18 protein-coding genes are annotated in these 19,334 nt (G+C 70.6%); 13 read left to right on the forward strand and 5 right to left on the reverse strand.

From position 1 onward, the window contains the following. Nucleotides 1–107: 107 nt before the first annotated feature. The 7 genes from rsmD (at nucleotide 108) to mutM (ending at nucleotide 5,552) form a co-directional block, all read left to right on the forward strand. Entirely contained in the window at nucleotides 108–707 is a 600-nt protein-coding gene (rsmD, locus tag ACWGI6_RS22960; RefSeq protein ID WP_453269249.1) for a 16S rRNA (guanine(966)-N(2))-methyltransferase RsmD, read from the forward strand. A gap of 26 nt (nucleotides 708–733) precedes the next feature. Next, nucleotides 734–1,216, forward strand: coding sequence for a pantetheine-phosphate adenylyltransferase (gene coaD / locus ACWGI6_RS22965; protein ID WP_393907256.1), 483 nt, complete (start codon nucleotides 734–736; stop codon nucleotides 1,214–1,216). Between the two features lie 125 nt (nucleotides 1,217–1,341). Next, nucleotides 1,342–2,556, forward strand: coding sequence for an ATP synthase F0 subunit B (locus tag ACWGI6_RS22970; RefSeq protein WP_453269250.1), 1,215 nt, complete (start codon nucleotides 1,342–1,344; stop codon nucleotides 2,554–2,556). 200 nt (nucleotides 2,557–2,756) lie between these two features. Further along, on the forward strand, nucleotides 2,757–3,353 hold the full coding sequence (locus tag ACWGI6_RS22975; RefSeq protein ID WP_453269251.1) for a YceD family protein: 597 nt from the start codon (nucleotides 2,757–2,759) through the stop codon (nucleotides 3,351–3,353). A gap of 2 nt (nucleotides 3,354–3,355) precedes the next feature. Further along, nucleotides 3,356–3,529: a 50S ribosomal protein L32 gene (gene rpmF / locus ACWGI6_RS22980; protein ID WP_003951102.1), complete on the forward strand. Its 174-nt coding sequence runs from the start codon at nucleotides 3,356–3,358 to the stop codon at nucleotides 3,527–3,529. A gap of 19 nt (nucleotides 3,530–3,548) precedes the next feature. Then, the gene (gene rnc / locus ACWGI6_RS22985; RefSeq protein WP_453269252.1) at nucleotides 3,549–4,367 is read left to right on the forward strand and encodes a ribonuclease III; all 819 of its coding nucleotides are present in this window, start codon (nucleotides 3,549–3,551) and stop codon (nucleotides 4,365–4,367) included. 258 nt (nucleotides 4,368–4,625) lie between these two features. After that, on the forward strand, nucleotides 4,626–5,552 hold the full coding sequence (mutM, locus tag ACWGI6_RS22990; RefSeq protein WP_453269253.1) for a bifunctional DNA-formamidopyrimidine glycosylase/DNA-(apurinic or apyrimidinic site) lyase: 927 nt from the start codon (nucleotides 4,626–4,628) through the stop codon (nucleotides 5,550–5,552). Between the two features lie 27 nt (nucleotides 5,553–5,579). On the opposite strand, the gene ACWGI6_RS22995 is transcribed toward mutM, so the two are convergent. Continuing rightward, nucleotides 5,580–6,005, reverse strand: coding sequence for a winged helix-turn-helix transcriptional regulator (locus tag ACWGI6_RS22995; RefSeq protein ID WP_453269254.1), 426 nt, complete (start codon nucleotides 6,003–6,005; stop codon nucleotides 5,580–5,582). A 152-nt stretch (nucleotides 6,006–6,157) separates the two neighbouring features. Between ACWGI6_RS22995 and ACWGI6_RS23000 the strand changes: the two genes are divergently transcribed. Further along, a complete protein-coding gene (locus ACWGI6_RS23000; RefSeq protein ID WP_393907257.1) occupies nucleotides 6,158–6,748 on the forward strand; it encodes a flavodoxin family protein in 591 nt (196 codons plus the stop codon). A 126-nt stretch (nucleotides 6,749–6,874) separates the two neighbouring features. Here the strand turns inward: ACWGI6_RS23000 and ACWGI6_RS23005 are convergent, their stop codons facing one another. After that, complete coding sequence (locus ACWGI6_RS23005; RefSeq protein WP_453269255.1) at nucleotides 6,875–7,807, reverse strand: CAP domain-containing protein; 933 nt, start codon at nucleotides 7,805–7,807, stop codon at nucleotides 6,875–6,877. Nucleotides 7,808–7,940: 133 nt separating this feature from the next. Between ACWGI6_RS23005 and ACWGI6_RS23010 the strand changes: the two genes are divergently transcribed. The 4 genes from ACWGI6_RS23010 to ACWGI6_RS23025 all read left to right on the forward strand — a co-directional run bounded on the left by ACWGI6_RS23010 (nucleotide 7,941) and on the right by ACWGI6_RS23025 (nucleotide 14,685). Then, nucleotides 7,941–8,222: an acylphosphatase gene (locus ACWGI6_RS23010; RefSeq protein ID WP_453269256.1), complete on the forward strand. Its 282-nt coding sequence runs from the start codon at nucleotides 7,941–7,943 to the stop codon at nucleotides 8,220–8,222. Between the two features lie 382 nt (nucleotides 8,223–8,604). Then, nucleotides 8,605–8,808: a hypothetical protein gene (locus tag ACWGI6_RS23015; RefSeq protein WP_030084672.1), complete on the forward strand. Its 204-nt coding sequence runs from the start codon at nucleotides 8,605–8,607 to the stop codon at nucleotides 8,806–8,808. A gap of 302 nt (nucleotides 8,809–9,110) precedes the next feature. After that, on the forward strand, nucleotides 9,111–12,956 hold the full coding sequence (locus ACWGI6_RS23020) for an AAA family ATPase (protein WP_453269257.1): 3,846 nt from the start codon (nucleotides 9,111–9,113) through the stop codon (nucleotides 12,954–12,956). A gap of 310 nt (nucleotides 12,957–13,266) precedes the next feature. Beyond that, nucleotides 13,267–14,685, forward strand: coding sequence for a sugar porter family MFS transporter (locus tag ACWGI6_RS23025; RefSeq protein ID WP_453269258.1), 1,419 nt, complete (start codon nucleotides 13,267–13,269; stop codon nucleotides 14,683–14,685). 96 nt (nucleotides 14,686–14,781) lie between these two features. Here ACWGI6_RS23025 and ACWGI6_RS23030 read toward each other — a convergent pair whose 3' ends face one another. Continuing rightward, nucleotides 14,782–15,813 (reverse strand): GlxA family transcriptional regulator, encoded by a 1,032-nt coding sequence (locus tag ACWGI6_RS23030; protein WP_453269259.1) that lies wholly within the window; start codon nucleotides 15,811–15,813, stop codon nucleotides 14,782–14,784. 184 nt (nucleotides 15,814–15,997) lie between these two features. Here ACWGI6_RS23030 and ACWGI6_RS23035 point away from each other — a divergent pair, with 184 nt between their 5' ends. After that, the gene (locus ACWGI6_RS23035; protein WP_453269313.1) at nucleotides 15,998–16,321 is read left to right on the forward strand and encodes a cupin domain-containing protein; all 324 of its coding nucleotides are present in this window, start codon (nucleotides 15,998–16,000) and stop codon (nucleotides 16,319–16,321) included. Between the two features lie 14 nt (nucleotides 16,322–16,335). On the opposite strand, the gene ACWGI6_RS23040 is transcribed toward ACWGI6_RS23035, so the two are convergent. Then, nucleotides 16,336–17,340: an LLM class flavin-dependent oxidoreductase gene (locus tag ACWGI6_RS23040; protein WP_453269260.1), complete on the reverse strand. Its 1,005-nt coding sequence runs from the start codon at nucleotides 17,338–17,340 to the stop codon at nucleotides 16,336–16,338. 100 nt (nucleotides 17,341–17,440) lie between these two features. Then, a complete protein-coding gene (locus tag ACWGI6_RS23045; RefSeq protein WP_453269261.1) occupies nucleotides 17,441–18,922 on the reverse strand; it encodes a purine-cytosine permease family protein in 1,482 nt (493 codons plus the stop codon). Nucleotides 18,923–19,334 lie beyond the last annotated feature (412 nt).

Here is a 19,334-nt window from a genome sequence, read left to right on the forward strand (position 1 = left end):
CCGGGGAGCCCCGGCCGGACGCCGGGCCCCGGCTGACGGAATATCGTGGAGGAGCGGAGCCCGCCCGGCTCCTCCATACCGACCACGCGCAACGTAAGGACGGGCCCATGACCCGCGTGATCGCCGGCACGGCCGGCGGCCGCCGCCTGGCCGTACCACCGGGAAACGGCACCCGCCCGACCTCCGACCGTGCGCGTGAGGGCATGTTCTCCACCTGGGAGTCGCTCGACGGACCGCTGCCCGGTGCCCGGGTGCTCGATCTGTACGGCGGTTCCGGCGCGGTCGGCCTGGAGGCGCTCTCCCGCGGCGCCGCACACGTCCTGCTGGTCGAGGCCGATCCCCGCGCGGTGCGCACCATCCGGGACAACGTCCGCACGGTCGGACTCCCGGGCGTCGAGGTCCGGGCCGGCAAGGCCGAGCAGACCGCCGCCGCACCGGCCCCGGGCGAGCCGTACGACATCGTGTTCCTGGACCCGCCCTATGCGGTGACCGATGAGGATCTCCGCGAGATCCTGCTCACACTCCGTGGTCAGGGGTGGCTTGCGGAGCAGGCACTCGTCACCGTGGAGCGCAGTACCCGAGGCGGCACGTTCCCATGGCCGGACGGTTTTGAAGCGATCAAGGCCCGTCGCTACGGCGAGGGGACGCTTTGGTACGGTCGCGCCGCTTCGACGTCCGCCGAATCGACGTCAGTAAGCGTGTCATGACCGGATCGGAGAGCGAGGAACCCGAGTTGCGCCGCGCCGTCTGTCCGGGGTCATTCGACCCCATCACCAATGGGCATCTGGACATCATCGCCCGTGCCTCCAAGCTGTACGACGTCGTCCATGTCGCCGTGATGATCAACCAGTCCAAGCAGGGACTGTTCACGGTCGACGAGCGGATCGAGCTGATCCGCCGGGCCACCGCCGAGTACGGCAATGTGGAGGTCGAGTCCTTCCACGGCCTGCTCGTCGACTTCTGCAAGCAGCGCGACATCCCCGCGATCGTCAAGGGGCTGCGGGCCGTCAGCGACTTCGACTACGAGCTGCAGATGGCCCAGATGAACAACGGCCTGTCCGGAGTGGAGACCCTCTTCGTCCCCACCAACCCCACCTACAGCTTCCTCTCCTCCAGCCTCGTCAAGGAGGTCGCCGCCTGGGGCGGTGATGTCTCCCATCTGGTGCCGGCGTTCGTCCTGGAGGCCCTCACCGAGCGCCTGCGGAAGAAGGACTGACACCGCTGGACGCACCGGCCCGGTGCCAGACTGATGGGCCGTCAGTTGGTGTCGGGCAAAGGGGCCGTGGACGTACAGTCGTCCCGTTCCGTCGTTCCAACCCTTCAGAGAGTGGCGAGTCCAAAGTGGACGTGCAGAAGAAGCTCGACGACATCGTCGCGACCGTCGGCGGTGCCCGGTCCATGCCCATGTCGGCATCGTGCGTGATCAACCGCGCCGAGCTGCTCGCCATGCTGGAGGAGGTGCGTGCGGCGCTTCCGGGCTCCCTCGCACAGGCGCAGGAGCTGCTCGGCGGGCGGCAGCAGATGGTGGAGGAGGCGCGGGCCGAGGCCGAGCGGATCATCGAGACCGCGCACGCCCAGCGCGGGTCGCTGATCTCCGACACCGAGGTCGCCCGGCAGTCCCAGGACGAGGCGGAACGGATCCTCGCGGAGGCCCGCCGGGAGGCCGAGGAGATCCGCGCCGAGGCCGACGACTACGTCGACAGCAAGCTGGCCAACTTCGAGGTCGTGCTCACCAAGACCATCGGATCCGTCGACCGCGGCCGCGAGAAGCTGCTCGGCCGCGGTCCTGGGCTCGATGAGCAGGGATACCCGGACGAGGACGGCACCGAGGCCCCGGAGCGCAGCGCCGACCCGGAGACCCTCAGGCAGCGTGCCGACGTGTATGTCGACGCCAAGTTCGGGGCATTCCAGGCCGTACTGACCAAGACACTGGAGGCGGTCGGCCGGGGCCGCGACAAGCTCCAGGGCGCCCGGGCGATCGATGAGCTGGGCGTCCATATGGCAGGGCAGGGCGACCCCCAGTCCGGGCACCCGCAGGCCGACGCCGAGTATCTCGCCGGCCTGGCGGGCATCGGCGCCGGCCAGGAGCCGCAGCCGCCCCAGGCGCCCCCGATGCCCGAGGCGACTCCCATGCCCCAGATGCAACCCCAGCCCCAGGAGCATCAGCAGCCCCTCCAGCCTCAGCAGCCCCTCCAGCCCCAGCTTCAGCAGCAGGGCTACTACACCGACCCGGCGCTCTACCAGCAGCAGGACGTCTACGGCTATCAGCAGCCGCAGGAGGTCCCGTACGCCCAGCACCAGGACCCGTACGGCTACGACTGGCAGCAGCAAGCCCAGCAGCAAGCCCAGCAGCAAGCCCAGCAGCAAGCCCAGCTGCAGGCCCAGCAGCAGGGCTACGACCCCAACGCCTACCTCCAGCAGCAGGTGCCTCAGCAGCCCCAGCACGCTCCGCACGGCCACCCCGCGCAGCCCGGGGCACTGGACGAGACCAGCCTCTTCGACACCGGCATGATCGACCTGGACCAGCTCCGGGCCTACGAGGAGGGGCGCCAGTAGGCGGCCCCGCCCGCGGCCCCGGGAGGGGACCGGGAGCGGATTGGGCCTATCGGGGCCCGTCCAGTATCCTGGCTCTTCGGTCGCGCGTATTTCCGCGATCTCTGCTGCCCGAATCCTGTCCAGCAGGAATACGGACGGCACGGAAACCCCGTAGAAAGCAGGAAGCCATCAACGCCCGCCTCGACCACCGTTCCCCTCTCGTGTTCGATACGCGCGAGCTGGGCCGGCGTCCCGGTGCGCTCAAGAGGGTCTCCCGCTCCATCGAGGCCCCCCAGGGCCTCGGCAATGAGGTCATCGGTGTGCCCGAGGGTGCGCCGGCCGAGCTCGACCTCCGCCTCGAATCGGTCATGGACGGGGTGCTTGTCACAGGCACCGCCCGTGCAACCGTCAAGGGGGAGTGCGTAAGGTGTCTGGAGCCGCTGGAGCGAGAGCTCGATGCGGACTTCCAGGAGATGTTCGCCTACCCCGACGCCGACGCCAGGGTCCGTGAGGACGCCGGCGACGACGCCGAGGACGAGGAGGACACCCTCTTCCTCGAGGACGACCTGTTCGACCTCGAACCCGTGCTGCGTGACGCGGTGGTGCTTGCACTGCCGATGCAGCCGGTGTGCCAGGACGACTGCCCGGGTCTGTGCTCCGAATGCGGAGTGCGGCTGGCGGACGACCCGGACCACCACCACGACGCCGTCGACATCCGTTGGGCGGCATTGCAGGGACTCGCCGGGACCGTCAAGGACGGCGAGAAGGACAACATGGGCGGCGCCGAAGCGGGCGTCGACGAGAAGCAGGAGAAGTAGCCGTGGCTGTTCCGAAGCGGAAGATGTCGCGCAGCAACACGCGCCACCGCCGGTCGCAGTGGAAGGCTGCGGTCCCCACCCTGGTGGCGTGCGAGCGCTGCCACGAGCCGAAGCAGCAGCACATCGCGTGCCCGAGCTGCGGCACCTACAACAAGCGCCAGGTCCTCGAGGTCTGAGCGGCTGGTGACAGGCTTCATGTCAGACGCCAATTCGACTTCCCGCAAGCGCGGGGATGAACCGACTCCGGCGGACACGGCCTCGTCTCACACGCTTCTGGAAGGGCGGCTCGGGTACAAGCTCGAGTCCGCCCTTCTGGTGCGTGCGCTGACGCACCGCTCGTACGCATACGAGAACGGCGGTCTGCCCACCAACGAGCGGCTCGAATTCCTCGGGGATTCGGTGCTCGGCCTGGTGGTCACCGACACGCTGTACCGCATCCACCCCGATCTGCCCGAGGGCCAGCTGGCCAAGCTCCGGGCCGCGGTGGTCAACTCGCGTGCACTTGCCGAGGTGGGCCGCGGCCTCGACCTCGGCGCCTTCATCCGCCTCGGACGGGGCGAAGAGGGCACGGGCGGCCGGGACAAGGCATCCATCCTCGCCGACACCCTTGAAGCGGTGATCGGCGCCGTCTATCTCGACCAGGGCCTCGACGCGGCCGGCGAGCTGGTGCACCGGCTCTTCGACCCGCTCATCGAGAAGTCCTCCAGCCTGGGCGCGGGCCTGGACTGGAAGACCAGCCTCCAGGAACTCACCGCGACCGAGGGTCTCGGCGTTCCGGAGTACCTGGTCACGGAGACCGGACCGGACCACGAGAAAACCTTTACTGCTGCCGCCCGCGTCGGTGGTGTCTCGTACGGCACCGGCACCGGCCGCAGCAAGAAGGAAGCCGAGCAGCAGGCGGCCGAGTCCGCATGGCGCGAGATTCGCGCCGCGGCGGACGAGGCGGCCAAGGTGGCCGAGGCGGAGAAGGCGGCACAGCCCGCCGAGCCCGCCGCTGAAGACACCGCCGGCTAGGCGCATCGCCTACGCCCTTGTGGCGCGGGCCCGCACCCCCGTTGCGCTTCGGCGTGGCGGGGGTCCTTCTTGTCCGGAGCCGTACCTGCCCGCGGCACCGGTGACGCGGCGGTGTTCCTCGCGGCGGTACCCCAACCAGGCGGCGGCAACCGGCGGTTGGGATGGCGAACGCCGTGCGAGGCACCGGGCGGGCCCATGGCGTCCCGGAGGGGAGAGGTACGCTGCGGCTGTCGTTCCTCAGCTGTCCCAAGGAGTCCCGTGCCCGAGCTGCCCGAGGTCGAGGTCGTACGCCGCGGACTGGAGCGCTGGGTCAGCGGCCGCACGATCGACGACGTCGAGGTGCGGCATCCGCGCGCGATCCGCCGGCACACGGCCGGTGCGGCCGACTTCGCGGCGCGGCTCAAGGGGTTGCAACTCGGCGTGGCGTGCCGGCGCGGCAAGTACCTCTGGCTCCCGGTGACCGGCGGTGGCCCGGCCGCACAGACCGCCGCCGAAGGCATCACCCCGATGGTCACGCCGTCCGTCACCCACGGCCTGGCGATCCTCGCCCATCTCGGGATGAGCGGCCAGCTGCTGGTCCAGCCGCACGACGTCCCGGACGAGAAGCATCTGCGGATCCGGCTCCGCTTCGCCGACGCCCTCGGCACCGAGCTCCGCTTCGTCGACCAGCGCACCTTCGGCGGCCTCTCGCTGCACGACACCGTCCCGGGCGACGCCGACCACCTTCCCGACGTCATCGCCCATATCGCCCGCGACCCGCTCGATCCGGCCTTCGACGACGCCGCCTTCCACGACGCGCTGCGCCGCCGCCGGACCACCGTCAAGCGGGCGCTGCTCGACCAGACGCTGATCAGCGGCGTCGGCAACATCTACGCGGACGAGGCGCTGTGGCGCAGCAAGCTCCACTACGAGCGGCCGACCGCCACCCTCACCCGCCCGCGCACCGCCGAGCTGCTCGGCCACGTACGGGACGTGATGAACGCCGCGCTCGCCGTCGGCGGCACCAGCTTCGACAGTCTCTATGTCAACGTCAACGGTGAGTCCGGCTACTTCGACCGTTCCCTGGACGCCTACGGCCGCGAGGACGAACCCTGCCGCCGCTGCGGCACCCCGATCCGCCGTCGTCCCTGGATGAACCGGTCCAGTTACTTCTGCCCCCGCTGCCAGCGGCCGCCGCGCGGCTGAGCGCGGAACGCCGGCGCGGGCACCGGCTCATTCCGCGGCGTGCCGGGCGTCATAGCGTTCCCGGGCCTGGAGCACCTGTGGCATCCGGTCCTCGACCAGGGTGATCAGTAGCTGCAACTGGCGGGCGACCTGGTGGCCCAGTGGCGTCAGCGCGTAATCCACCCGAGGCGGGTTGGTCTGCTGGGCCGCGCGGTGGACGAGTCCGTCCCGCTCCAGTGCGTGCAGGGTCTGGGCCAGCATTTTTTCGCTCACCCCTGCCACCCGGCGCCGCAGTTCGTTGAAGCGGAAGGTGCCGTCGAGGAGCGCGCCCAGCGTCAGGCTGCCCCATCGGTCGGTGACGTGCTTGAGCGCGTCGCGGGACGGGCAGTCGCGCGCGAAAACGTCGAAGGCCAGGTCGTCCGTACAGCCGGAGGCGGGCTCCTCGGCCGGTTCGGCAGGGGTCTCGGTCGCCATACGGACACCATACCTGTGCGCAGCGCTATCTAGTGGGTTGCGCTTTCGAAAAGTTAGTGCTTGTCTTCTCTCATCGCCGCCCGGCATTCCCCGGCACCGACCGCCCCGGGAAGCCGTGACCTTGAGGAGAAACCGCCGTGACCAGCCCCGCCCTGCCCGCCCCCGTCGTCTCCATCGCGTACCACTCCGGCTTCGGCCACACCGCCGTACTGGCCGAGGCCGTCCGCGCCGCTGCCGCCGAGGCGGGTGCCACCGTCCACCTGATCAAGGTCGACGACATCACCGAGGCCCAGTGGGAGCAGCTCGATGCCTCCGACGCGATCGTCTTCGGTTCGCCGACCTATATGGGGACGGCCTCCGGCGCGTTCCACACCTTCGCCGAGGCGACCGCCAAGCGCTGGGCGACCCGCGCCTGGCAGGACAAGCTCGCGGCCGGCTTCACCAACTCCGCCTCCAAGAGCGGGGACAAGCTGCACACCCTGCAGTTCTTCACGGTGCTCGCCGCCCAGCACGGCATGAGCTGGGTCAGCCTCAACCTGCTCCCCGGCTGGAACGCGTCCACCGCCTCGGAGAACGACCTCAATCGGCTCGGTTTCTTCCTGGGGGCCGGCGCCCAGTCCGACAACGACCAGGGCGCCGACGGAGTCCACAAGGCCGATATCGCCACCGCTGAGCACCTCGGACGCCGCATCGCCGAGCAGGCCCGCATCTTCGCCGCGGGCCGCGCCACCCTCGCGGCCTGACCACCAGGGGGTGCAAGCCCCCCGGGCCTCACACGTGAGACGCCCGTGCCGCGCCGTGACGGATCACGGGGCGGCGCGGGCGTCTCACGCGTCCGAGGCCGGTTCACCTCGGCCGGGGAAGCTGTCTCAGAAGCCGAAGTCCTGCGTCCACCACGGGCCGCCCGGCCCGAAGTGGGCGCCGACGCCGAGGGTCTTGTACTCGCAGTTGAGGATGTTCGCGCGGTGGCCGGGGCTGTTCATCCAGGAGTCCATGACGGCCTGGGCGGTGGCCTGGCCGCGGGCTATGTTCTCGCCGCCCAGGTCACTGATGCCCGCGGCCTTGGCACGGTCCCAGGGCGTGTCGCCGTCCGGGTCGGTGTGGTCGAAGAAGCCACGCTGGGCCATGTCGTCACTGAACCGCTGTGCGAGACCGGCCAATTCCTTGTCCGCCGTGACGGGGGAGCAGCCGGCCTGGGCGCGCTCCTGATTGACCAGGGACAGGACCTGCGTCTCGGCGGACGACTGGGTGTCGGGGGCCTTCGACGGAGTCGCGCTGCGTACGGGCGCTGCCGGGGACGGCCGGTCGGTGGGTGCGGCGGACCGGTGTGCCTCGGCCTTCCCGGTGGAGGAGGTGGCCGACCGGTGCGGCGAGGGGGACTTCGACGGGGTAGTGGGGGAGGAGGGGCGGCCGGTGCCGGGGACCGTGGGGCGGGCGCCGCCGCGGCTCGCCTGCTCCGTGGCGCGGTCGGTCGGGGTCGCCGACACGCCGCCCAGTGGCTCGGTGGCCTCCGGCAGCGCGCCGGCCCGGACGCGGTCTCCGCGGTCGCCGCTCGTCCCGCCGTCGAACTGGCCGTGGCCGGGGATCAGTCCGGAGGCGACCGCGACGGCTCCCATCGCCATCGCCGCGGACGCGCCGAGCAGTCCGGTGCGTACGGGCGCCATGCCGCGGCGCGGGGCCGCGCGATGTCCGCGGCGCCGGGCCGCTGCCGACGCGCCGGTCCGTACCGCTGTCGGAGCGTCAACAGTCCCCGCACCGGGGGCCTCGGGGGCTGGGGGAGCAGAGCGTCGATGGCGGCCCATCCGCTGTCTTCCTTCCGTCCTCAGCGTCAAGACGACTCACTCAAAAGAGTGAGTCTCGCTTGTCGGGGGACTGTACGCCATGGCGGAAGTGGCAGATGTGACCACTGAGCAATTGGCCGGTTAACGTGCACACATGAACGAAGATGTCCGTGTGACCGCCTGGGTGCGTGGTCAGGTACAAGGCGTCGGGTTCCGTTGGTTCACCCGGGCCAACGCCCTTCGCATCGGCGAACTCGCCGGATTTGCGGTCAATCTCGGTGACGGCCGCGTCCAGGTGGTCGCCGAGGGGCCGAAGGATCACTGCGATGCGCTGCTGGACTGGCTCCGTACCGGAGACACGCCCGGGCGGGTCTCCGGAGTCACTGAGATATGGGACACGCCCCGCGGCGGTTACGACGGCTTCGAGATCCGCTGAGCGACCCCGCCGAAACCGTCCGTACGGCCGTCACGGACGACCTTGCGGATGCGTCTTTGTCAGCTGCTTACAGGAGATAAGGCCTGGTGGTTGCCAACTCGGCCGACCCGTGCAAGGCTGCCGCTGTACGGATGATCTCTACGCCCCCGCGGGACCTTTCTGGGGAGTCGGCGCAGCGCCCTCGCGGCCGCGCACTCTCAGGTGCCCGAGGATACGGGGTGTGATCGTGTTGACCGTCAAACCGTTTGGTGAGACTCTGGAATCCCCGCGCACCTTAGCTGTTTGGCATTGAGTACAACAGAGAATGACAAGCACCGCGGGTGCGAATCCCTCACGACCCACACCGCTTCGGTCGGTCACTCATTGTGGAGGACCATCCATCATGGCAAAGGCGCTTCTCGGTTACGTCGGCGGCTCCGACCCCCGAGTCCTCTCCGAGATGCGACGGCTTCAGCAGCGCGTTCAGGACCTTGAATCCGAACTTATTCGGATGCAGGCCGAAAACGACATGCTGTCCGCTGCCGCACGTCACGACGACTCGATGCTCGACCTCGACGTACCCCAGGCGGAGCCCGCGCTCACCTGACCTCAACCCAAGGGCCGGTAGGGCTGCTCGCCAGCCGCTTGAGGACCGCTCTCTTCAAGATCTGCAAGGGACGCTTCGGCGTCCCTTCGTCGTTTCCCGGCTCTGCGTTCTCCGGTTCCTTTTCGCGGACCATACGGCCACTTCAGCCGTGCCGCCCCTCCCTTACCGCATGATGTGCCCTGCGCTTTCGTCAATGAAACCGAAAATGAACGGTGCGGTATACCGGGGGGCCGTACGGGCGGGCGACCGGTGCCGGAATGTTGGGGTCGCCCCCCGAGGAGCGGCCGGTAGAGTCCAACGGCGTGCATCTCAAGAGTTTGACCCTGCGAGGTTTCAAGTCCTTCGCCTCCGCCACGACGCTCCGGTTCGAGCCCGGCATCACCTGCGTCGTGGGCCCGAACGGCTCGGGCAAGTCCAATGTCGTGGACGCGCTGTCCTGGGTCATGGGCGAGCAGGGAGCCAAGTCGCTGCGCGGCGGGAAGATGGAGGACGTCATCTTCGCCGGGACGACCGGGCGGCCGCCGCTGGGCCGTGCCGAGGTCTCGCTCACGATCGACAACTCCGACGGTGCACTGCCGATCGAGTACGCCGAAGTCACGATCACCCGGATCATGTTCCGCAATGGCGGCAGCGAGTACCAGATCAACGGCGACACCTGCCGGCTGCTGGATATCCAGGAATTGCTCTCCGATTCCGGTATCGGCCGGGAGATGCATGTCATTGTCGGGCAGGGCCAGCTCGACTCCGTCCTGCATGCCGACCCGATGGGGCGCCGGGCCTTCATCGAGGAAGCCGCCGGTGTCCTCAAGCACCGCAAGCGCAAGGAAAAGGCGCTGCGGAAGCTGGAGGCGATGAAGGCCAACCTCGCCCGCGTCCAGGATCTGAACGATGAGCTACGGCGCCAGCTCAAGCCGCTGGGGCGGCAGGCCGCGGTCGCCCGGCGCGCCGCCGTCATCCAGGCGGATCTGCGCGACGCCCGGCTGCGGCTGCTCGCCGACGACCTCGTCACCCTGCGCCGGGCGCTGCGCGCCGAGATCGCGGACGAGGCGGCGCTGAAGGAACGCAAACAGGCCGCCGAGGACCGGCTGCGCGACGCCCAGCGGCACGAGGCGGCCCTGGAGGAGGAAGTGCGCACCCTGACGCCACGGGTGCAGCGCGCACAGCAGACCTGGCATGAGCTCACCCAGCTCGCGGAGCGGGTGCGCGGCACGATCTCGCTGGCCGAGGCACGGGTCAAGAGCGCCTCGGCGGCCCCGCCGGAGGAGCGGCACGGGCGCGACCCCGAGGACATGGAGCGCGAGGCGGCCCGGATCCGCGAGCAGGAGGCGGAACTGACGGCCGCGCTGGAGGCGGCGAGCCGGGCGCTGGAGGACACCGTCGAACACCGTGCCGGGCTGGAGCGGCAGTTGGCGGACGAGGAGCGGCGGCTGCGGGACATGGCCCGGGCCATCGCCGACCGCCGCGAGGGCCTGGCACGGCTGAGCGGGCAGGTCACCGCCGCCCGTGGCCGGGCCGCCTCGGCGCAGGCGGAGATCGGCCGGCTGGCCGAGGCCAGGGACGACGCGCGGCGCCGGGCGGCCGACGCCCAGGAGGAGTACGAGCAGCTCAAGGCCGAGGTCGACGGGCTGGATGCGGACGACGAGGAGGTCGCCGAGCGGCACGAGGCGGCTCGCCGGGGGCTGGCGGAGGCGGAGTCCGCGCTGTCCGCCGCGCGTGAGGCGCTGACCGAGGCCGAGCGCGAGCGAGCCGCGACCGCCGCACGGCATGACGCGCTGGCGCTCGGGCTGCGCCGCAAGGACGGTACCGGCGCGCTGCTGGCCGCCGCGGACCAGCTCACCGGCCTGCTCGGTCCGGCGGCGGAACTGCTGACCGTCACCCCCGGTTTCGAGATCCCGGTGGCGGCCGCCCTGGGCGTGGCAGCGGACGCCCTCGCCGTCACCGGCCCGGGCACCGCCGCCGAGGCCATCCGGCTGCTGCGCAAACAGGATGCGGGGCGGGCGGCCATGGTGCTGGGGGGCAGTGCGAGCCGGAATGGTGCGGGGCTGGTGCCTGCGCCCGCGCGGGCTGTGGAGCCCGTGGACGCGGTGGGGCCTGCGGAGGCCGGTGGAGCCTCGGATGCCGTGGAGGCGGCTGAGGCTGTTCGGGTGTCGGCGTGGAGTGCGGCCGAGGGAGCCCACAGGGCTGATGCGGCTCTTGGGGCCGGCAGGGCCAATGGCGCAAATGGGTTCAATGGGGATAGTGGCACGGCAGTTGGGGCCGATGGCGCCGTGCTGGACGCCCATGAGGGCGCGGCCGGGGCGCCGGGTGCCCCCGAGTACCGGTTCCCCGGGCCCCGTTCCGAGCCCGTACCGGCGGATGAACTGGTGCGGGGGCCCGCGGAGTTGACGGCCGCCGTGGCCCGGCTGCTGCGGGATGTCGTGGTGGTCGGGACGCTGGAGGACGCCGAGGAGCTGGTGGCCGCGCGGCCGGAGCTGATGGCCGTGACCGGTGACGGCGATCTGCTCGGGGCGTATTTCGCGCACGGCGGCTCCGCCGGTGCGCCGAGCCTGCTGGAGGTACAGGCGTCCGTCGACGAGGCGGCCGCCGAGCTGGAGGAGCTGGCGGCGCGCTGCGCGGAGCTGGCGGAGGTGCAGCGGGCCGCGGCGGAACGCCGTACGGAGTGTGCCGCGCTGGTCGAGGAGCTGGCCGAGCGGCGGCGGGCGGCGGACCGGGAGAAGTCGAAGGTCGCCGGGGACCTGGGCCGGCTCGGCGGGCAGGCGCGGGCGGCCGCGGGGGAGGCCGAGCGGTCCGACGCGGCAGCAGCCAAGGCCGAGGAGGCGCTGCTGCGGGCCACCGAGGAGGCCGAGGAACTGGCCGAGCGTCTTGCGGTGGCCGAGGAGGAGCCGGGCGTCGGCGACGAGGAGCCCGATACGTCCGTACGGGACCGGCTGGCCGCCGACGGCGCCAATGCGCGGCAGACCGAGATGGAGGCACGGCTCCAGGCGCGGACGCACGAGGAGCGGGTGAAGGCGCTCGCCGGGCGGGCGGATGCGCTGGACCGGGGGGCGCGCGCCGAACGGGAGGCGCGGGTGCGGGCCGAGCGGCGGCGCGCGCGGCTGCGGCACGAGGCGGAGGTGGCCGGGGCGGTCGCCGCCGGTGCCCGGCAGCTGCTGGCGCATGTCGAGGTGTCGGCCGTACGGGCCGAGGAGGAGCGGGGCGCGGCGGAGCGGGCCAAGGCCGAGCGGGAGCAGGCGCTGGTGGCCGAGCGCAACCGGGGCCGGGAGCTGAAGTCCGAGCTGGACAAGCTGACGGACTCGATGCACCGCGGTGAGGTGCTGGGCGCGGAGAAGCGGCTGCGGATCGAGCAGCTGGAGACCAAGGCGCTGGAGGAGCTGGGGGTGGAGCCGGCCGGGCTGATGTCCGAGTACGGCCCCGAACAGCTCGTCCCGCCGTCGCCGGCCGCCGACGGCGAGGTGCTCCCGGACGATCCGGAGCATCCGCGCAATCAGCCGGTGCCCTACGTACGGACCGAGCAGGAGAAGCGGCTCAGGGCGGCCGAGCGGGCGTATCAACAGCTCGGGAAGGTGAATCCGCTGGCGCTGGAGGAGTTCGCCGCGCTGGAGGAGCGGCACCAGTTCCTGAGCGAGCAGCTTGAAGACTTGAAGAAAACCCGCGCCGATCTGATGCAGGTGGTGAAGGAGGTCGACGAGCGGGTGGAGCAGGTCTTCACCCAGGCCTACCACGACACCGCGCGCGAGTTCGAGGGCGTCTTCGCGCGGCTCTTCCCGGGGGGTGAGGGGCGGCTGGTGCTGACCGATCCGGACAACATGCTGGCGACCGGGGTGGATGTGGAGGCACGTCCTCCGGGGAAGAAGGTCAAGCGGCTGTCGCTGCTGTCGGGCGGTGAGCGGTCGCTGACCGCGGTGGCGCTGCTGGTGTCGATCTTCAAGGCGAGGCCCAGCCCGTTCTATGTGATGGACGAGGTGGAGGCCGCGCTGGACGACACCAATCTGCAGCGGCTGATCCGGATCATGGAGGAGCTGCAGGAGAGCTCCCAGCTGATCGTGATCACGCATCAAAAGCGGACGATGGAGGTCGCGGACGCGCTCTACGGGGTATCGATGCAAGGCGACGGCGTATCGAAGGTCATCAGTCAGCGGCTGCACTGACGGCGGGCGCGCAGTGCGTACGCGGCACGGCCGCGGGCCGGTATTGACCGGAATCGGTGCCTTTGTTCGTCCGCTCGGCGCCCTCCGCGATCGCCCGGAGTGTCCGACACACCATCAGTTCACAACTTGAACGAACAGCTCCTGAAGCGCCCGAGAAACAAATTCATTCCGCCCTATTGACTTCGAAACTTGAAGGCATAGTCTCTGCAACGTTGCTTTTACCTTCAAGTGGTGGGTACCCCCAACCTATGCACCACTTGTAGGGCCAGCCCCCTAACCCGGCAGCGCAGCCGGGCCACTGGAGTTCACGTTGACCAGCACCGCGCAGCCGACGGGTTCGGAAGGCCGTAAGGCCCATCCCGAGCATCTCGGCCATGTCATCTTCATCACCGCGGCTGCCGCGATGGGCGGCTTTCTCTTCGGCTATGACAGCTCCGTCATCAACGGTGCCGTCGAGGCGATCCGCGACCGTTATGAGGTCGGGTCCGCAGTACTCGCCCAGGTGATTGCCGTCGCGCTGATCGGCTGCGCGATCGGCGCCGCCACCGCAGGCCGGATCGCGGACCGCATAGGCCGCATCCGCGTGATGCAGATCGCCGCGACACTGTTCACCATCAGCGCCGTCGGCTCCGCTCTGCCGTTCGCCCTCTGGGACCTGGCCTTCTGGCGGATCATCGGCGGTTTCGCGATCGGTATGGCCTCGGTCATCGGCCCGGCCTATATCGCCGAGGTCTCGCCGTCCGCCTACCGCGGCCGTCTCGGCTCGTTCCAGCAGGCCGCGATCGTCATCGGCATCGCCGTCTCCCAGCTCGTCAACTGGGGCATTCTCAACCTCGCCGGCGGCAAGCAGCGCGGCCTCATCGCCGGCCTGGAGGCCTGGCAGTGGATGCTCGGCGTGATGGTCGTCCCGGCCGTCCTCTACGGTCTGCTCTCCTTCGCGATCCCCGAGTCGCCGCGTTACCTGATCTCCGTCGGCAAGATCTCCCGTGCCAAGGAGGTGCTCGGCGAGGTCGAGGGCCACACCCTGAACCTCGACAAGCGGGTCACGGAGATCCAGGACGCGATGCGCCGTGAGCACAAGGCGTCGTTCAAGGACCTGCTCGGCAGCAAGTTCGGCTTCCTGCCGATCGTCTGGGTCGGTATCGGACTGTCGGTCTTCCAGCAACTGGTCGGCATCAACGTCGCGTTCTACTACTCCTCGGCGCTGTGGCAGTCCGTCGGGATCAACCCGAGCGCCTCGTTCTTCTACAGCTTCACGACGTCGATCATCAACATCATCGGCACCGTGATCGCGATGATCTTCGTCGACAGGATCGGCCGCCGCCCGCTGGCGCTGATCGGCTCGGTCGGTATGGCCATCTCGCTGGCCCTGGAGGCGTGGGCCTTCTCCGCCAAGACCGCGGCCGGCACCCTGCCGACCACCGAAGGCACCGTGGCCCTGATCGCCGCCCACGTCTTCGTGCTCTTCTTCGCCCTCTCCTGGGGCGTCGTGGTCTGGGTCTTCCTCGGCGAGATGTTCCCGAACAAGATCCGCGCCGCCGCGCTGGGCGTCGCCGCCTCTGCGCAGTGGATCGCCAACTGGGCCATCACGGCCAGCTTCCCGAGCCTGTCCGACTGGAACCTCTCGGGTACGTACGTCATCTACGCGGTCTTCGCCCTGCTCTCGATCCCCTTCGTGCTCAAGTTCGTGAAGGAGACGAAGGGCAAGGCGTTGGAGGAGATGGGCTAACCCCCCGCCAGTCCTCTCCTCAGTACTGGGTACTGCCCCGGGTCATCAGGGACCCCGGGCAGTACCCGTTTTTTGTGCCCGGGGCGTCGTGGCGCCTCAGGCGTCGTCGCCTTCCCGGCGGGCGCCGTCCGTCGCACGGAACGCCCGCCGGTACGCGGCCGGCGTGGTGTGCAGCGCTTGCTGGAAGCGTCGGCGGCAGTTGGTTGCCGAGGACAGGCCGACGCGCAGTGCGACCGCCTCGACGGGCAGATCGCTCTCCTCCAACAGGGTGCGGGCGGCGGTGATACGACGGGTCAGCAGCCATTGGCCGGGGCTGGTGCCGAGCTGGTCAGCGAACCGGCGGGCCAGGGTGCGCGAGGAGATCCGCAGCTGCCCGGCCATGTCCTCGACGGAGACCGGCCCGGACAGCCGGCCGGCCACCCACTCCAGCAGCGGGGCCAGTGAGTGCTCCATGCCGAGCGCGGGGTCCGCACGGTCCGCCGGGGGCGGCACCGCGTACTGGGTCTGGCCCCCTTCGCGGTGCGGCGGCAGGACCATGTGGCGGGCGATCCGTGCGGCATGGGCCGCGCCGTGGTCGCTGCGTACGAGGTGCAGACAGAGGTCCACACCGGCGGCCGCTCCGGCGCTGGTCGCGAGGTCACCGTGATCGATGTACAGCACCGACGGGTCCACCTCGACGCGGGGGAAACGCTCCGTCAGGGCGGCCGCCAGATTCCAGTGGGTGGTCGCCCGGCGGCCGTCCAGCAGCCCGGTCTGTGCCAGGGCGAAGGCACCGGAACAGATGCTGACCAGCCGGGCGCCCCGCGCGTGCGCGCGCCGCAATGCCGTGCGGGCCGCGGGTGCGAGCGGTTCCCCGGGCGGTGTCCAGCCGGGGATGACGACGGTGTCCGCGGTCTCCAGCGCCGACAGGCCGGAGGTCACCAGCATGTCGTAGCCCGCCGTCGTCCGTACGGGGCCGGGCCGCGGCGTACACACCCGGAAGTCGTAGGAGGCCGGCAGTCCGGGGCGCCGGGTGCCGAAGACCTCGGCGGCGCAGCCGAGTTCGAAGGTCGGCTGGGGCGGGCGGACCAGCGCCACCACGCGGTGCACGGAGTCCGGTTGCGGGTGGTGCCGCGGCGGTCCGGTCATGGCAGGAAAGTACCTCAGGACGTCATTTCTGACACTGGGGGAGGGCGTCCCGCTCGGTGAGGGTGGAGACATGAGCGATACGGAGACGAACCGAACGACGGACACGCCCGGTACGGCCACAGAGGCGGCCGCGCACCCGCCCGGGGACGGGCGGCGCGCGAGGCGCGGACGGGCCGCCGGAGGCGTGGGCGGGACCGCGGGCTACGTGTGGAGTGCGGTGGACGATGCCCCGGTCAAGGAGCTGTTCCCCGGCATCCGGAGCAGGCCGCTGTGGACCGGCGGCAACGGGGCGAAGGCCCAGGTGCTGGAGATGGACCCGGGCAGCTGCTGGGAAGGCATCGATGTGCATGCACCGGGGCCCGAGGAAGTCTTCGTGGTCTCGGGGACCTTCCACGACGGGGAGCGGGACCACCCGGCCGGAACCTTCCTCCATGCGCCGGCCGGCTCCTGGCACGTACCGCAGTCGGCGACGGGCTGCACCCTGTTCGTCTTCTACCCGGAAGGCTGAACCCGCCCCGGCCGTCAGTCCTTGAGACCGGGCAGCACCTGCTCGGCGAAGAGATGCAGCGAGCGCCAGCCCTCGTCGACGGGCATCCCGCCGCACAGCGGATGCAGGATCAGTGAGCCCTGCCCGCCCGCCTGCCGGGCGAGCCGCAGGCACTCGTCCGGGGTGACGACGCGGTAGACGCCCTCCTCGCGCAGCGCCGCGACGTCCTGGGCGGACGAGCGCACCGCGGAGCGGATGTCGGCGGACTGCCAGGAGGCGTACATCCGGGCCTCGTGCAGCAGATGGCCGCCGTACGCGGCCCAGGTGCGGTCGGGGTCCTCGGAGACGTGCAGGAGCGAGGTCCGCTCGGGCGGCTGCAGCACCCAGCCGTCGGTGCCGAAGGCGGCGCGCTGCTCGTGGTAGTAGGCCTCCAGCTCCGGGAGGTGGGCGCTGGGGAAGAGGGGGAGCCCCAGGCGGGCCGCGCGCCGCGCCGCGGCCCGTGAGCTGCCGCCGATCAGCAGCAGCGGGTGCGGCCGGGTGTACGGGCGGGGGGTGACCTGGACCGTGCGGCCCTGGTAGAGGAACGGTTCGCCGGTCCAGGCGGACAGCACGGTCTCCAGCACCTCGTCCTGGAGCGCGCCACGGCCCCGCCAGTCCTTCCCGTGCGCCCCGTACTCCTCGGGCCGGTAGCCGAGGCCGGCGACGGTGACCAGCCGGCCGCCGCTGAGGAGGTCGAGCGAGGCGAGGTCCTCGGCCAGCCGGAGCGGGTCGTGCAGCGGAGTGATCAGCGCCGAGACGGTGACGCCGATGCGGCGGGTGGCGCCGAAGACGGCGCCCGCGAAGGTGAGCGGGGAGGGCATCCAGCCGTTGGTGGTGGCGTGGTGCTCCTCGGTCTGGACCATGGTGAAGCCGCGGTCGTCGGCGAACGTGGCCATCTCGACGGCCGCCCGGTAGCGCGCGGACAGCGTGGCGGGCGTGGGCGCGGGGTCGACGAGGTTGATGCGCAGGACCGTGACGGGCAGGGCGGGCAGGGCAGACATGGCAAACGTCCCCTTCGCCAAGGTGGTGGGCGAAGGGGACGTTAGCTGACGCAGCGTCAGATCACTAGAGGGGGGATCCGGTCCGCGGGGCGGAGCCGGGTCAGCCCGCCTCGACCGGCTGCCGGGCGTCGGCCGCCCGGTCGGCCCCGGCCGCCGGCACGGACTCCCGGGGCGCCGGCAGTACGGCGAAGACCACCGCGGCGATCGCGATCGTGGCCGCCCAGCCCAGGCCGTTCTCGCCGATCCAGGTGGTGGCCAGCGGGCCGGCGAACCACTGGACCTTGGTGAAGCACAGGCCCGCGCCGAGTGCGACCGCCCAGGCCGTCATGGCCTGCCAGCAAAAGCCGCCGGTGTACCAGTAGCGGCTGGTGCGGCCGGTGTTCATCAGGCTGTCGGCGTCATAGCGCACCGCCAGCTTGCGCCGCCGGGCCATGTCGATGCCGTAGACGCCGATCCAGGCGGAGAAGGAGACCGCCAGCAGCGTCAGGAAGGCGATGAACTGGCCGATGAAGTCCTTGGCCACCAGCATCATGAACAGGCCGCCGACCAGGCTGATGACGGCATTGATGCTGACCGCGAGCGCACGCGGCAGCTTGACGCCCATGGTCTGGGCGGTGAAGCCCGCGGAGTACATCGACAGGCTGTTGATCAGCACCATGCCGACCAGCGCGGTGACCAGGTACGGCACCGCGAGCCAGCCCGGCAGGACGGTGCCGAGGAACGACATCGGGTCGGTGTTCTGGCCGGCCAGCTTCGGGTCGGAGACGGCCATCACGCCGCCCATCAGCACCATCGGCAGCAGCACCAGGGCCGCGCCGGAGACGGTGGTGCCGACGATCTTCTTCCCGGACGCGGAGTGCGGAAGGTAGCGCGCGAAGTCCGGGCCGGTGGGCACCCAGCTGATACCGCCGGCCGCGATGGTGCCGATGCCCGCGATCACCATGGCGGTGGTGCCGGCCTTCTTGGCGAAGATGGCGTCCCAGTTCATCGTCGCGACCAGGTAGACCAGCACCATGATGCTGAACAGGCCGAACAGATACGTCGAGTACTTGTTGCAGACGTTGAGCGCCTTGCGGCCCAGGCCGCTCACCAGGTAGGTGACGGCCACGAAGGCGAGCAGGGTGACGACGACGAGGACGTTGTTGCTCTCGATGCCCAGCAGCAGATGCAGCACGGTCAGTACGGCATAGGCGCCGGTGACCGCGTTGATCGTTTCCCAGCCGAAGCGGGCGACCCACAGGATCGCGCCGGGGAAGTAGTTGCCGCGGACGCCGAAGGCGGCCCGGGAGAGCATCGCGCCGGGCGCGCCGCCCCACTTGCCCGAGACCGACAGCACGCCCACCATGCCGAAGGCGACGGCCGCGGCGATCGCGGCCACCAGCAGGACCTGCCAGAAGTTCAGCCCGTTGCTCACCACGAGCGAGGCGCCCATGGTGAGCAACAACACGCTGATATTGGCGGCGACCCAGGTCGGGAAGAGCTCGCGGACGCGGCCCTGGCGTTCGTGGTCGGGAACGGGCTCGATGCCGCGGGTCTCGACGGCGCCTTCGGTTGCGGGCGTGGAAGCGGTCGTGGTGCCCATGGTGCAGGTATCTCCGTGCGGGGATCAGGAGGCACCCCCGGGGAGAGGAGGTGCAGGCAGCGGCTGTGGTGCCTGGCCGGCGATTTGGCTGCCAGGACTCTACGCGCGTTGCGCGGCCGTCGACCATCGTACTTTGATCCAACTTCTGCCGGTACGTTCCGTTGGACCCCACGACGAGAACGAGTGTCACCCACCTTCGTCGAAGGGTCCAGTCGAGCCTCTCCGACCAGGCCGGAGGCGGTACGGCGGTCGCCGGCCGACCCGGTGGCCGGCCCGCCGCGGCAGCTCCTGCGGGTCATCGGCCGGCGGAGAGGCGCATGTCCCGCCGACGGCCCGCTCGCGTCCCTTCGGGCGGTGGCGGTGACCCGGCGCCCGGCGGCGCGCTGATTCAGGACACCACTCATCCAGGTTC

The sequence above is a fragment of the Streptomyces sp. NPDC054786 genome (assembly GCF_053611685.1).

What these genes read in the sequence shown, in the direction of transcription:
- ACWGI6_RS23010 (WP_453269256.1), top strand. Translation starts at nt 7,941, where the DNA reads ATGAACGAAGATGTCCGTGTGACCGCCTGGGTGCGTGGTCAGGTACAA.
- ACWGI6_RS23040 (WP_453269260.1), bottom strand. Translation starts at nt 17,340, where the DNA reads ATGTCTGCCCTGCCCGCCCTGCCCGTCACGGTCCTGCGCATCAACCTC.
- ACWGI6_RS23015 (WP_030084672.1), top strand. Translation starts at nt 8,605, where the DNA reads ATGGCAAAGGCGCTTCTCGGTTACGTCGGCGGCTCCGACCCCCGAGTC.
- ACWGI6_RS23030 (WP_453269259.1), bottom strand. Translation starts at nt 15,813, where the DNA reads ATGACCGGACCGCCGCGGCACCACCCGCAACCGGACTCCGTGCACCGC.
- ACWGI6_RS22995 (WP_453269254.1), bottom strand. Translation starts at nt 6,005, where the DNA reads ATGGCGACCGAGACCCCTGCCGAACCGGCCGAGGAGCCCGCCTCCGGC.
- rsmD (WP_453269249.1), top strand. Translation starts at nt 108, where the DNA reads ATGACCCGCGTGATCGCCGGCACGGCCGGCGGCCGCCGCCTGGCCGTA.
- ACWGI6_RS23005 (WP_453269255.1), bottom strand. Translation starts at nt 7,807, where the DNA reads ATGGGCCGCCATCGACGCTCTGCTCCCCCAGCCCCCGAGGCCCCCGGT.
- ACWGI6_RS23045 (WP_453269261.1), bottom strand. Translation starts at nt 18,922, where the DNA reads ATGGGCACCACGACCGCTTCCACGCCCGCAACCGAAGGCGCCGTCGAG.
- rnc (WP_453269252.1), top strand. Translation starts at nt 3,549, where the DNA reads ATGTCAGACGCCAATTCGACTTCCCGCAAGCGCGGGGATGAACCGACT.